General features: G+C 61.6%; 11 protein-coding genes. 3 read left to right on the top strand and 8 right to left on the bottom strand.

What is annotated here, in order from left to right; genetic code table 11:
- Nucleotides 1-4: 4 nt before the first annotated feature.
- Together AB8A27_RS22405 and AB8A27_RS22400 are read right to left on the bottom strand one after the other, a co-directional pair.
- On the bottom strand, nt 5-1747 hold the full coding sequence (locus AB8A27_RS22405; RefSeq protein WP_441243802.1) for a cytochrome c biogenesis protein DipZ: 1743 nt from the start codon (nt 1745-1747) through the stop codon (nt 5-7).
- Nucleotides 1748-1842: 95 nt separating this feature from the next.
- Complete coding sequence (locus tag AB8A27_RS22400; protein ID WP_441243801.1) at nt 1843-2265, bottom strand: organic hydroperoxide resistance protein; 423 nt, start codon at nt 2263-2265, stop codon at nt 1843-1845.
- A 149-nt stretch (nt 2266-2414) separates the two neighbouring features.
- Between AB8A27_RS22400 and AB8A27_RS22395 the strand changes: the two genes are divergently transcribed.
- From AB8A27_RS22395 to AB8A27_RS22385, 3 genes are all read left to right on the top strand, one after another.
- Nucleotides 2415-2900 (top strand): MarR family winged helix-turn-helix transcriptional regulator, encoded by a 486-nt coding sequence (locus AB8A27_RS22395; RefSeq protein ID WP_441243800.1) that lies wholly within the window; start codon nt 2415-2417, stop codon nt 2898-2900.
- 93 nt (nt 2901-2993) lie between these two features.
- A complete protein-coding gene (locus AB8A27_RS22390) occupies nt 2994-4202 on the top strand; it encodes an amidohydrolase family protein (protein ID WP_441243799.1) in 1209 nt (402 codons plus the stop codon).
- Nucleotides 4203-4272: 70 nt separating this feature from the next.
- Nucleotides 4273-5862: a gamma-glutamyltransferase family protein gene (locus tag AB8A27_RS22385; RefSeq protein ID WP_441243798.1), complete on the top strand. Its 1590-nt coding sequence runs from the start codon at nt 4273-4275 to the stop codon at nt 5860-5862.
- Here AB8A27_RS22385 and AB8A27_RS22380 read toward each other — a convergent pair whose 3' ends face one another.
- The 6 genes from AB8A27_RS22380 to AB8A27_RS22355 all read right to left on the bottom strand — a co-directional run bounded on the left by AB8A27_RS22380 (nt 5863) and on the right by AB8A27_RS22355 (nt 13698).
- On the bottom strand, nt 5863-7455 hold the full coding sequence (locus AB8A27_RS22380; RefSeq protein WP_441243797.1) for a class I adenylate-forming enzyme family protein: 1593 nt from the start codon (nt 7453-7455) through the stop codon (nt 5863-5865).
- Between the two features lie 143 nt (nt 7456-7598).
- Nucleotides 7599-8540 (bottom strand): CDF family Co(II)/Ni(II) efflux transporter DmeF, encoded by a 942-nt coding sequence (gene dmeF, locus AB8A27_RS22375; RefSeq protein ID WP_441243796.1) that lies wholly within the window; start codon nt 8538-8540, stop codon nt 7599-7601.
- A gap of 11 nt (nt 8541-8551) precedes the next feature.
- The gene (locus tag AB8A27_RS22370; RefSeq protein ID WP_441243795.1) at nt 8552-8827 is read right to left on the bottom strand and encodes a metal/formaldehyde-sensitive transcriptional repressor; all 276 of its coding nucleotides are present in this window, start codon (nt 8825-8827) and stop codon (nt 8552-8554) included.
- A 98-nt stretch (nt 8828-8925) separates the two neighbouring features.
- Nucleotides 8926-10461, bottom strand: coding sequence for a SpoVR family protein (locus AB8A27_RS22365; RefSeq protein ID WP_441243794.1), 1536 nt, complete (start codon nt 10459-10461; stop codon nt 8926-8928).
- Entirely contained in the window at nt 10458-11729 is a 1272-nt protein-coding gene (locus tag AB8A27_RS22360) for a YeaH/YhbH family protein (protein WP_441244987.1), read from the bottom strand. Before AB8A27_RS22360 ends, AB8A27_RS22365 begins: the two co-directional genes overlap by 4 nt.
- A 25-nt stretch (nt 11730-11754) precedes the next feature.
- On the bottom strand, nt 11755-13698 hold the full coding sequence (locus tag AB8A27_RS22355) for a PrkA family serine protein kinase (RefSeq protein WP_115032743.1): 1944 nt from the start codon (nt 13696-13698) through the stop codon (nt 11755-11757).
- Nucleotides 13699-13765 lie beyond the last annotated feature (67 nt).

The raw sequence follows: 13765 nt of genomic DNA, 5'->3' as shown, positions 1-13765 counted from the left end.
GTCATCAGCCGAAGGTGAAGGCATAGGCCCGCACGCCCGGATCGAGGAATTCGATTCCGAATGTGCGGTCGGCGACGTCGCCGGCCTGCCGCACCAGCTGATACAGCTTCGCATCCGTCACGGTTCCATACCCCTCCGCATCGGTATCCGTGCCATGGCTGGCGCCGGGCGCTGCGCCGTCGATGGTCACACGGAAGCGCACCGGCTTGCCGTCCCGTGATGGGCCGAGAACCAGATGCAGGTCGCGAGCGTGGAAACGATAGGCGATGCGACCTGGTTGATCGTCGAGCTGTGCATATTCGCGGCCGATGGTCCATGTGCCGCCCAGCGTCCAGCGGTTCAGTGGCAGCATGTCGATGCCGCGATAGAGACTCGGTACGTCTTCGCGTGCGCCGCCCGGCGACGTGAAGCCGCTGGCCTGCGCATAGCCGAGATAGGTCTCCGACGAGCGGAGTTGCTCCTCGTCGGCGGCGACCTGGGTGCCTTCCGCCTGGATCTTCGCGGCCTCAACAGTCGGCTTCTGGCCGGCTTCTGCGAGCAGTTGCTGGATCACCTTTTCGGACGTCGTGTAATTGCCTTCGCCGATCGCCTGATGACGGATGTGACCATCGGCGCCGACGAAGTAGAGCGCAGGCCAGGCATTATTGCTGAAGGCGCGCCAGATCCGGAAGTCGTTGTCGATCGCGACGGGATAGCTGACTCCGAGCTTCGTCGTTGCGATGCTGACATTGCCGACGTTCTTCTCGAACGCAAATTCCGGCGTGTGCACGCCGATCACGACGAGGCCCTGATCGCGATACTTGTCGGCCCAGGCGCGGACATGCGGCAGCACGCGCAGGCAGTTGATGCAGGAATAGGTCCAGAAATTCACCAGCACGACCTTGCCCTGTAGGTCCTCAGCCTTCAGTGGCGACGTGTTGAGCCATTGCCGGCTGCCCACGATCGACGCAAGCGGACCCGACAGCGTCGCATGGACCGTGGCATTGCCGATTGTCGTTCCGGCCTGCGCGGATGGTGTGGGCTGCAGCGTGTCGATCAGCTTGCTTTCGAACGCGGTCGTCGACGGTAGTGATAATTGCGTCAGCAGGCGCGTATCCAGCCCGGTCCAGATCGCGATGGCGCCGAGCACCACTGCGCCACCCAGCGTGCGACGCACGCCGTCGCTCCATGGCATCAGCTCGCGTGCCTTGGCGAGCAAACGTCCGCCCAGCAGCATGCCGGCGGCGAGTGAGGTTGCCGCACCAAGGCCATAAGCGAGCAACAGCAACACGGTGTCGATTCCTGGTCCATGCAGTGCTGCGCCGGTAAGGATCAGGCCCAGCACCGGTCCGGCGCAGGGTGCCCAGACGAGGCCCGTCGCAATGCCGAGCAGCAGCGAAGCGACCGGTGTGCGACGTGTATTTGCACCGCTTTCGCCCGCCCAGTTCGTCAGCCTCGCACCGAGCAGCACCAGCGGCGCCATCAGTCGCGTGGCGAGAGCCGGCAACAGCAGTGCCAGGCCGAACAGCGTCATCGCGATGAGGGCGATGGTTCTGCCGTATCGGTTGGCCTCGATCGCCCAGTTGCCGGCGACAGAGGCGAGGCTAGCGGCCACTGCGAAGGTCAGTGCGAGGCCGATCAGCAAAGGCAACCCGCTGCGGCGAAACGGTTCGTCCGCGCGGGCGAGAATGATCGGCAAAATCGGGAAGATGCAGGGCGATGCGATGGTGAGCAGGCCGGCTGCATAAGCGAGGATGAAGAACGTCACGCTGATCTCCAGAAATACACGAGTGAAGCCGGCGACCGTTCGGTGGAGCGCCGCGATCCGCGGACCGGTTGACGGTCCGCGGAAGAAGGTGAGGGTCAGATCAGGTTGATCGCGACATTGATGTTGCCGCGCGTTGCCTTGGAATAGGGGCAAATCTGATGCGCGGCATCGACCACTTGGCGAGCGACGTCCGGTGCCAGGCCGGGCAGGCTGACATTGAGGCGGGCCTGTAGGAAGAAGTCGCCGCCTGTGGTGCCGAGATCGACTTCGTTATCGACGGCAACGTCAGCCGGCAGCTTGACCTTCAGATTGCTGGCGGCGCGGCCCATGGCGCCAATGAAACAAGCCGACCAGCCGGCCGCGAACATCTGCTCAGGATTGGTGCCGGCGCCCGCCGAGCCGGGAGGCGACAGCTTGACGTCGAGCCGGCCGTCGGAGCTTCGCGAGGCGCCATCGCGGCCACCGGTGGTGTGGGTCTGGGCGGTGTAGAGAACCTTCTCGATGGTGGTCGTGGTCATGATCGCTTCTCTTTTTAAATCGTATACGATGTAATCGAATGCGATATAAGTAGCGGTATGACTGCTCTTGTCAACTCTTCCGATCTAATCGCATCCGATATATATGTGTTCGACAGGTCACGTTCTCGTGTCCCTGACGGAGTGCAAACATGCCATCCATCAAGCCCAAATCGATTGAACAAACCTCCGCCGATTTCGGGCAGGCCGGGCCGAAACTGTCCGATTTCCTGTGCTTTTCGATTTATTCAGCCAATCTGGCCTATGGCCGGGCCTACAAGCCGATCCTCGAAAAGCTCGGCCTGACCTATACCCAGTACATCGCCATCGTCGCGCTGTGGGAGCAGGACGGGCAAACCGTCGGCAGCCTCGGCGAGAAGCTGTTTCTGGAGTCGAACACGCTGACGCCGATCCTGAAGAAGCTGGAAACCATGGGCTATCTGCGCCGGCAGCGCGATCCCGAGGACGAGCGGCAGGTGGTGATCACCCTGACCGACGAAGGCCGGCGATTGCGCGAGAAGGGGCTGACCATGAATCTCGTGAAGGCATCCGGCCTTGAGCCCGACGAATTCAAGAAGATGCAGCTGGGCGTTGCCACGTTGCGCGACAACCTCATCAAGGCTGCGCGCGAAAGCTGATCCGCAGGTCGGCCATGTAGCGCCTGGCATGCGGATACATGCCGCGCCGTCCTCCTGTAACCTCAGGGCAGCAGATCAGTCCGAGAGGTTGGCGTGAGCGACATCGACACGATATTTACGCAGGCGAAGTTCGCCGATGGCAGCCTCAACACGATCGCGGTCAGTGGCGGTCTGATCACCGGGATCATATCCGGCAGCGATCCAGCACCGACAGCCGCAGAGACCGTCGATCTCGGCGGCACGCTCGTGATCCCGTCCTTCGTCGAAGGCCATGTTCATCTCGACACTAGTTTCTATGGCGATATCTGGCGGCCGCACGTGCCGTATTCGAACGGCTTCAATGTGCAGGAACGTGTCGCGATCCAGGCAGACAACATGGCCAAGGCCGCGCCGATGGCGGAACGGGCGCGGAGCCAGCTTGAGCTTTGCCTCGGGCACGGCAGCACACGGATGCGCAGCCATGTGATGGTCGATGGTTCGGTCGGTCTCAAATCGCTGGAGACCATCCTCGCCGTGCGCGAGGCGCATCGCGACCTCATCGACATCCAGCTTGTCGCCTTCCCGCAAAGCGGCATCCTGCGCAGCCCAGGCACGCCGGATCTGCTCGATGCTGCTTTCGATCTCGGTGCGGACGTGATCGGTGGCCTCGACCCCGGCGGATTCGATCGCGATGTCGAGAAGCATCTCGACGTCGTGTTCGGTATCGCGGAGCGCCGCGGGGTCGATGTCGATATTCATCTGCACGATCCCTCCATGCTCGGCATTTTCGAGATCGAGCAGATCTGCGCGCGCACACAGGCGCTGGGCATGCAGGGCCATGTGGCTATCAGCCACGCTTATTCGCTCGGCGATGTCGCCGCCGATGTGGTGCAGCGAACAGCCGAGTTGCTGGCCGTGAGCGGCGTCGCCATCATGACCAATGCGCCCGGGGCGCGGCCGTTTCCGCCGGTGAAACTGCTGCGTGTGGCCGGTGTCACCGTGTTCGGCGGCTGCGACAACATCCGCGACTCGTGGTGGCCCTATGGCGATGGCGACATGCTCGGTCGCGCAATGATGATCGGCTACCGTTCGGGCTTCAACACCGATGCAGACCTGATGCTGGCCTTCGATATTGTCACCGCCGGTGGCGCCAAGGCGTTGCGGCTCGAAGATCATGGCCTGCGCGTCGGCGCCAGAGCCGATTTCGTTGCCATCGATGCGCCTGAAGTGCCGCAAGCGGTGGTCGATCTGCCGAAGCGCCGCGCGGTCTACAAGAATGGCCGGCTGGTGGCGCGCGACGGCGAGGTCGTCCGAAAGGCTTGAATCATCGGCCAGACCCGTTACGACTGCGCCCGACGATCCGCTGGCATGCCAGAGACTTTGGAGACGATGAATGCTTGAAACACCGCGCGCGCGACGGGGCATGGTGACCTCTCCGCATCACCTGGCGTCGCAGGCCGGCCTCGATGTGCTCAAGGACGGCGGTACGGCCGTTGAAGCCGCGATTGCCACGGCAGCGGCGCTGGCCGTGGTCTATCCGCATATGACCGGCATCGGCGGCGATGGCTTCTGGCTGATCGCCGAGCCCGGCAAGGCGCCGATCACGGTGGATGCCTGCGGTCGCGCCGGCGCGGCAGTGGATCTGGCCTACTATGCGGCGAAGGGCGCTGCGACGATTCCGTTCCGCGGCCCGCTCGCTGCCAATACTGTCGCCGGCACAGTGTCCGGCTGGCAGAAGGCGCTGGATGTTTCCAAGCACTGGCAGAAGCCGTTGTCGCGCGAACGCCTGCTGGACAGCGCAATCTATTATGCCGAGAGCGGCATCGTGGTCACGCGCAGCCAGTCTGAGCTCACTGCGGAGAAATCTGCCGAGCTGAAGGACCAGCCGAATTTCGCCGGGACTTTCATGCCGAACGGTCAGGCGCCCGCCGAAGGCGATGTGATAAAGCTCCCCGCGCTCGGCGTGACGCTGAAGCGTCTGGCTGCCGAGGGCTTCGAGAGTTTCTACAAGGGCAAACTCGCCGATGCGATCGCCGCCGATCTTGCCAAGGTGGGGTCGCCGGTCACTGCGGCCGATCTGCAAAATCATCAGGCCAGCGAGCGCCCGCCGCTATCGACCACTGTCCGCGGCGCGCAGCTGTTCAACATGGCGCCGCCAACGCAGGGTCTGTCATCGCTGATGATCCTCGCAATGTTCGATCGGCTCGGCGTCACCCAGGCCGAAGGTTTCGATCACATTCACGGCCTCGTCGAGGCTACCAAGCAGGCCTTCATCGTCCGTGACGAGCATGTTGGCGATCCCGATCACATGACGGTGGATCCCGCGACGTTCCTTGAGGACGCGAAGCTTGATGAACTGGCGCGCCATATCGATCGCAAGGTTGCCTTGCCGTGGCCGCATGTGCGCAAGCCCGGCGATACGATCTGGCTCGGCGTCATCGACGGACAGGGCCGTTCGGTGTCGTTCATCCAGTCGGTCTATTTCGAGTTTGGCTCCGGCGTGGTGCTGCCGGAAACCGGCATCTGTTGGCAGAATCGCGGCGCCTCGTTCCGGCTTACCGAGAGCGGCTGGAATGCGCTGAAGCCGGGTCGCAAGCCATTCCACACGCTCAATCCCGCGATGGCGATCTTCGATGACGGCCGTCGTATGGTCTACGGCAACATGGGCGGCGAAGGGCAGCCGCAGACACAGTCGGCGGTGTTTTCGCGCTACGGCATGTTCGGCATGCCGCTGCAGCAGGCCGTGACCGCGCCGCGCTGGTTGCTCGGCAAGACCTGGGGTGACGAGAGCGTCACGCTGAAGGTCGAGGACCGCTTTTCACCCGCACTGATCCAGCAGCTTCGGGATGCTGGTCACGTGGTTGAGGTGCTCGGCAGCTATACCGGCACCATGGGTCATGCCGGCGCCATTGTGCTGCACGCCAATGGCGTGCTCGAAGGCGCGACGGACCCGCGCTCGGATGGTGCTGTCGCCGCCTGGTGATCAGCTCGCCATCATCCTGCGTAGCTCGGTCTTGAGGATCTTGCCGTTGGCGTTGCGCGGTAGCGGCTCCTTCAGGAAGGTGATGCTGTCCGGCACCTTGTAATCGGACAGCCGCTCCGCGCAGTATTTGCGGATATCGGCCTCATCGCCGCCATCTGGGCTATAGGCGAAGGCGTGGACGCGCTCGCCGAGCACCGGATCGGGCTTGCCCACCACGGCGCTTTCGACGATGGCGGGATGATGTGACATCACGTTTTCGACCTCGGTACAGTAGATCTTGAAGCCGGCGCGATTGATCATGTCCTTCTTGCGGTCGACCACATAGACATAGCCGTCCGCATCCATGCGGCCGATATCGCCGGAGCGCCAGTAGCCGCCGACGAAGCCGGTGCGCGTCGCATCCGGATTGTCCCAATAGCCCGGCACGACCATCGCGCCAGCTATCAGCAATTCGCCGTCCTGGCCGGCCGGCACCTCGCGGCCGTTGTCATCGGCGACCACGATATGCGCGCCGATCACAGGGCGCCCGACCGAATTGATCTTGCTGACGGGCGAGCCGGGCGGAAACATTGTCGCGGGTGATGAGGTTTCCGTCGAGCCATAGGCATTGCAGAGATTGAGGTTCGGCAGCGCCTGTGCCAGGCGCGTGATGGTCGCTTCCGGCATCGGCGCCCCGCCGAAGCCGGCGATACGCCAGGACGACAGATCGTGGCGATCGAAATCCGGCTGCAGCAAGCAGAGATTATACATTGCCGGCACCATCAGCGTGTAGGTCATGCGTTCGCGCGTCGCGGCGGCGAGAAATTCCGGCGCCTTGAAGGCTGGCAGGATCACGGTGGTGCCGGCGACATTGATGGTCGCGAGGATCAGCGCCACGAGGCCGGTGACATGCGATGCTGGCACCGCCAGCATGGTGACGTCATCGTCATGCAGGCCATAGCCGTGCTGGAAGTTCAGCAGCGAATGGATGATGCTTGCATGGGTAAGCATCGCCCCTTTCGGATTGCCCGTCGTGCCCGAGGTATAGAGCAGATGGGCGGTGTCCTCCTGAGTCAGCTCGGGCAGAGCAGCGACCGGCGCATCCTTCATCAACTCCGCAAAGGATGGCGCACGTCCGCTGCCGACGACCCATTGCCTGCGCAAGTCCGCACGCGGTGCGGGCAGGTTGGTCTCGCAGTCGGCATCATAGACGAGCGCCGAAGCCCCGCACTGCTGCAACACATAGTCGATCTCGGGGGCGCGCTGCCGCGTATTAAGCGGGACGACGATCATGCCGGCGCGGCCGGCACCGAGGGCGCAGAAGATGAATTCCAGGCAGTTGCCGAGCAGCATCGCGATGCGCTCGCCTTTCTTGAAGCCGGCGGCAATCAGATTGCGGGCGACATTCTCCGCGACGCGATCGAGCTCCGCATAAGTGACTCGTTTTTCGCCGAGCACCAACGCAACGCCATCGGGCTTCCGCGCGACTGCGGCGCGCAGCATGGCGTCGAGGGTCGGCGGGCGATCGGAGAAACAGGTGACGACGCGTTCGCCGTAGAGAATTTCATGGCGTGTGGCCGGCGTTGATGTGTCCGGCGCGATTTGTCCTTGCATGTCCATCCCAGACGTTTTTTTGCGCGCCGTGGTCGGCGCGCGCCGCCATTTGGCTGGCGATGATGACGTCAGGTTAATCAGCCACGCGACGAATGCCAACCCGCCTCGCCGCATGGCTCGTAACGCGGGAGATCTGCGTCCGGCTAGCGCGCTTCCACAGTCACGTGCTGCAATTCATGTACGGCTGTGAGGCGCTGCCGCACCGTCTCTGTGCTCGCTCCGCCGGCAAAGCCGACGATCGCGGCATGCGCACCGGGGCCGACGCGCCAGACGTGGAGGTCGAAGATGCGGGCATCGCCGGGGCGCTCGACCTCGTCGCGGATTTCCTGTTCGAGATGCGGATCTGACGTGTCGAGCAACACGGCCGCCGTGTCGCGCAGCAGATTCCACGCCCAGGAGGCGATGACGATGCCGCCGACGATGCCCATCACAGGATCGAGCCAGACCCAGTTAAGGTAGCGGCCGGCTAGCAGCGCGGCGATGGCCAGCACCGAGGTCAGTGCATCGGCCAGCACATGCATGAAGGCGGAACGCATATTGTTGTCGCGATGATGCGCGCCGTGGTGATGGTCGTGGTCATGGCCGTGAGCGTGATGTCCATGATGATCGTGGCCATGGTGATGATGCCCGCCGCTCAGCAAAAACGCGCTGGCGATATTCACGATCAAACCGATGACGGCAATCACCGTGGCTTCCCCGAAGGCGACGGTGGATGGATTGAGCAGCCGCTGCACGGATTCGACGGCGATGCCGATGGCAATGATCGCTAGCACCAATGCGGAGGCAAAGCCGGCGAGATCGCCGACCTTGCCCGTGCCGAAAGTAAAGCGGCGGTTATGTGCGTTGCGGCGTGCATAGGCATAGGCGCCCGCAGCAATGGCGAGCGCCATGGCATGGGTCGCCATGTGGAAACCGTCGGCCAGCAGGGCCATCGAGTTGAAGACCGTGCCGGCAACGATCTCGCCGACCATCATCAGCGCCGTAAGGACGACCACCCACAGCGTGCGGCGGGTGTTCTCGTCATGATTGTCGCCCAGAAACATGTGCTCGTGGGACAGGGTGTCGATCTCGGCGTGGGTGCGCATGCTGCCGGTCCTTATTTCGCGTAGCGCCGGATGGCGGCGATGAGTTCTTCGGCGCCGGCCGCACGAGCGTCGGCGTTGAGACCGGGATGGGCGACATGCTCGCGGACATGGTCCTCGATCAGTTCATCCATCAGCCCGCTCACGGAACCTCGCACGCCTGCGACCTGATGCAGGATCGTGGCACAGCCGGCGTCTTCGGTGATGGCCTTCTCAATGGCGGCCATTTGGCCGGTGAGCCGACGGACCCGGGCGAGCAGCTTGGTCTTGTTGGTCGTGAGATGTGACATAGGATAGCCCCCTACCCTATATTTCTTCCGAACGAAAGTCCCTACCCGGCGAAAAGCCGGGCAGGGGAAGTTTACGGGAGAATATGAACAGGGATCGATCAGGCGGCCGCGGCCATCACGCGAGGATGGGCGACGTGTTCCTTGAGCACCAGGCCGGAGGTATCGACCTCGGCAAGCGAGACGTCGTAGCTCCAGAGATCGGCGAGATGCTGCAGTACTCGCTTGGCGTCGGGCTCATTGAGCAGGGCACCGTTGAGTACGGCGTGACGGAGCATCAGCCGGCGGTCGCCGGCGAGATCGACATCCACCACTTCGATATTCGCGTCGATCAGGCCGACGTCATATTGCCGCGCCAAGGCACGGCGGACCCGGCGATAACCTCGCTCGTCATGGATGGCGTCGACGCGGATGCCTTCCGAGACGGCCGGATCGTCATGCAGGTGGAACATCCGCATGTGGCGCATCAGTCGCGGGCTCAGGAACTGGCTGATGAAACTCTCGTCGCGGTAGTTCGCCCAGATATCACGTAGCACTGCCATGGCATCGCCTTTGCCGGCGATATCGGGGAACCAGGCGCGGTCTTCGTCGGTCGGATCGGTGACGATCTTCTCGATGTCCTGCATCATGGCGAAACCGAGCGCATAGGGGTTAAAGCCCGAAAAGCGCCGGTCGTCGTAATTCGGCTGGAATACGACATTGGTGTGCGACTGCAGGAATTCGAGAAAGTTGCCGTCGGTAATCTGCCCGTTCTGATGCAGCCGGTTCATGATGCGATAGTGCACGTAAGTCGCCGTGCCTTCGTTCATGACCTTGGTCTGGCCCTGCGGATAGAAATACTGCGAAATGTGGCGAACAATGCGGATGAGTTCGCGCTGCCAGGTCTTCAGGCGCGGTGCGGACTTCTCCAGGAAATACAAAAGATTTTCCTGCGGCAGGCCGAGCAAGGCCCGACGCCGTTCGGTGCTGAGCGCCGACGCGCTCTTGCTTGGGCCGGTCGGCACAGTGCGCCACAGGTCGTTGAACGCAGCCTCTTTATGGGTACGGCGTTCTCGTGCGCGCTTTTCCTCGGCTCGCAAATCCAGTGATTTCTTGCCGGGATAGCGATCGACGCCGTGCGACATCAGCGCGTGTGCGGCGTCGAGTGTCTGCTCCACCGCTGCCCGGCCATGTCTTTCCTCGCACTGTGCCACATAGCCCTTGGCGAAATCGAGATAGTCGAGAATGCCGTCGGCGTCGGTCCACTGCTTGAACAAATAGTTGTTCTTGAAGAAGTGATTATGGCCGAAAGCGGCGTGGGCAATCACCAGCGTCTGCATCGTCGCGGTGTTTTCCTCCATCAGGTAGGAAATGCACGGCGACGAGTTGATCACGATCTCATAGGCGAGACCCATCAGGCCCTTGCGATAGGAGGCTTCCTGATGGGCGAATTGTTTGCCGAACGACCAGTGCTTGTAATAGAGCGGCATGCCGACCGACGAGTAAGCGTCCAGCATCTGTTCGGCGGTGATGACTTCGATCTGGTTCGGATAAACGTTGAGGCCGAGCTCCTTTTCGGCGATCTCCTCGCAGGCATCGTGGATACGCTGGAGTGTGGGGAAGTCCCAGTCGGCGCCTTCGTAGAGACGGTCTGTCATGGAGCCACCTTCTCCTTGGCCTGGCGACGCTGAAACAGGTCGTGGAACACCGGAAAAATCTCGCTGCGGTCGTTGACCTTGCGCATCGACAGCGGTGCGCCTTCTGCGCGCAGTCGCTGATACAGCGTCCACAGCGAGGATTCAGACATCTCGAACGGGTGACTACCGGCTTCGCCCACTTCCAGATAGGCGAAGAACTGCGTCACCGGCAGAATCATGTCCTTGAGCAGACGGCCGGAGAGATCACCGTCGGCATAGGAGTTGTCGCCGTCCGAGGCCTGTGCGGCATAGATATTCCAGTCGGCGGGGCGATAGCGTGACTGCACGATCTCATGCATGGCCTGCAGTGCGCTGGAGACCAGCGTGCCGCCCGACGCAGGGCCGTGGAAGAAGGTTTGTTCGTCGACCTCCTCGGCGCGGTCGGTGTGACGGATGAAGACGATCTCGACCTTGCGATATCGACGCGTCAGGAAGACGTAGAGCAGCATGTAGAACCGTTTGGCGAGATCCTTCATGTGCTCGGACATCGAACCGGAAACGTCCATCAGGCAGAACATGACAGCCTGTGCCACCGGCTTCGGCATGGTCTCGAAGCGGCGAAAGCGGATATCGATGGGATCGATGAAAGGAATCCGCCGCATCTTGGATTTCAGCCGCTCGATTTCTGCCAGCAACTCTGGGCGAGCCTCGTCACCACAATGCTCCAGTTCTGCTTCCAGCTGCGCAATGGCTTCTGGTCGCGGTCGCTGCAGTGCAACCCGTCGCGCCATGGCCAAGCGCACGGTGCGGCTGACCGAGATATTGGCAGGCGACCCCGACGTCGTATAACCGGCGCGCCGCAGGCCTTCGTTTTCGACTTCAGCCAGCTTGCGCTTGGAGAGATCCGGCAATTCCAGGTCGTCGAGGAAAATGTCGACGAACTCATCCCGGCTGAGCACAAACCGGAACGCATCCTCGCCATCGCCTTCACCGGCATCGTTCGATCTGCCGCTCTTCGATTGCGGTCGCTGAAGATAATCACCTTCCACGAACTTTACGTTGCCGGGTAATACCCGATCGCGAACTCCGCCTTCACGATGAAAGCGGGGTTCGTTCATCCCGTCCAGCGGGATGGAGACTTCCCCGCCTTCCAGGACGTCTTTAATGTCGCGGTCCTGGGAGGCTTTCTTGACGGCTCCCTGAACCAGAGCTTTCGCGCGCCGCAAGAACCGCTGGCGGTTCTCAAGACTCTTGCTGCTCGGGTTCAGGCGTCTATCGACGATATGCATGGCCACGTTATGTTGGCTCCTTGCGTCAGCCGGCCTGTTTCACGCGCATGTACCATTCGACGAGACGACGAACCTGGCGCTCGGTGTAGCCGCGATCGACCATCCGCGCGACGAAGTCGTCATGCTTCTTCTCGGTCTCGCCGTCCTTCTTCGATCCGAAGGAGATCACCGGAAGCAGATCTTCAACTTGAGAGAAGATGCGCTTTTCAATGACTTCCCTGATCTTCTCATAACTCGTCCAGGTCGGATTCTTTCCACCATTCTGTGCCCGCGAGCGAAGCGAGAACTTCACGACTTCGTTGCGGAAGTCCTTCGGGTTGGCGATTCCGGCCGGTTTTTCGATCTTGCTCAGCTCCTGATTGAGCAATTCGCGATCGAGCAACTGTCCGGTGTCAGGATCCTTGAAGTCCTGATCCTCGATCCAGGCATCGGCATAGTCGACGTAACGATCGAACAGGTTCTGCCCGTAGTCTGAATATGATTCCAGATAGGCTTTCTGGATTTCGTGACCGATGAACTCCGCATAACGCGGCACCAGCTCGGCCTTGATGAATTCGAGATAACGTTTCTCGACTTCATCAGGCATCTGCTCCCTGCGGATCGCCTGCTCCAGCGTATACATCAGGTGCACGGGATCGGCCCCAATCTCCGACGTGTCGTGATTGTAGGTTGCGGCCAGGACCTTGAACGCGAAGCGCGTCGAGGCACCGTCCATGCCTTCATCAACACCGGCGGCGTCCTTGTATTCCTGAACGCTGCGGGCCTTCGGATCCGACTCTTTCAGGCTTTCGCCGTCATAGACCCGCATCTTGGCGAAGGTGGTGGAGTTTTCGTGCTTGCGAAGCCGCGACATTACGGAGAAGCGCGCAAGGGTTTCCAGCGTCGCCGGTGCGCAAGGTGCGGTGGCGAGTTCGGAGCCCTGAATGAGCTTCTCATAGATCTTCTGTTCTTCGGTGACGCGCAGGCAATACGGCACCTTGATGACGCAGATACGATCGATGAAGGCTTCATTGTTCTTGTTGGCCTTGAAACTCTGCCACTCGGACTCGTTGGAGTGGGCGAGAATCACGCCAGTGAACGGAATCGCGCCGATATTTTCGGTTCCGATATAGTTGCCTTCCTGCGTCGCCGTCAGCAGCGGATGCAGCATCTTGATCGGCGCCTTGAACATTTCAACGAATTCAAGCACGCCCTGATTGGAGCGGTTGAGGCCGCCGGAATAGCTGTAAGCGTCGGGATCGTTCTGGGCGAAGATTTCGAGCTTGCGGATATCCACCTTGCCGACCAGCGAGGAAATGTCCTGGTTGTTCTCGTCGCCGGGTTCGGTCTTGGCGATGGCGATCTGGCGTAGTCGTGACGGCTGGATGCGGGCGACGCGGAACTGCGAGATGTCGCCGCCGAAAGCTTCGAGCCGCTTGTAGCACCACGGACTCATAAGGCCCGTAAGCCGCCGGCGAGGAATGCCGTATTTCTCTTCGATCATCGGGCCGAGCGTGTCCGGATCGAACAGGCTGAGCGGACTTTCATAAACCGGAGAGAGTTCGTCGCCGGCTTTTAACACATAGATGGGGTGGACTTCCATCAAGGCCTTGAGGCGCTCGGCAAGCGATGATTTGCCGCCGCCGACCGGGCCGAGCAGATAGAGAATCTGCTTGCGCTCTTCGAGGCCCTGCGCCGCATGACGGAAGAAGGCGACGATGCGTTCGATCGTATCTTCCATGCCGTGAAAGCCGGCAAAGGCTGGATAGCTACGGATGGTACGATTCAAAAAAATACGGCCAAGGCGTGGATCCTTGGCCGTGTCTATCATTTGAGGTTCGCCGATCGCCGCTAGGAGGCGTTCCGCCGCGTTCGCATATCGCATCGGGTCTCCTCTGCAGGATTCCAGATACTCGGACATCGACATGTCCGTCTCACTTCTAGCCTCGTAACTTCTAGCGAACGCATTGAACAGAGAATCGTTGTACATGATCCCTCTCTCCTTGCTGGTCGGCCGTCCTGTTGGTCGCGGTGCTCCTAATGTGGTAACGGAACGC

Origin of the sequence: Tardiphaga sp. 768_D3_N2_1, assembly GCF_052076105.1 — a bacterium.
Taxonomy (GTDB): Bacteria; Pseudomonadota; Alphaproteobacteria; order Rhizobiales; family Xanthobacteraceae; genus Tardiphaga.
The sequence above is the reverse complement of the archived record's forward strand: the minus strand, read 5'-3'. Positions and strand labels throughout refer to the sequence as shown.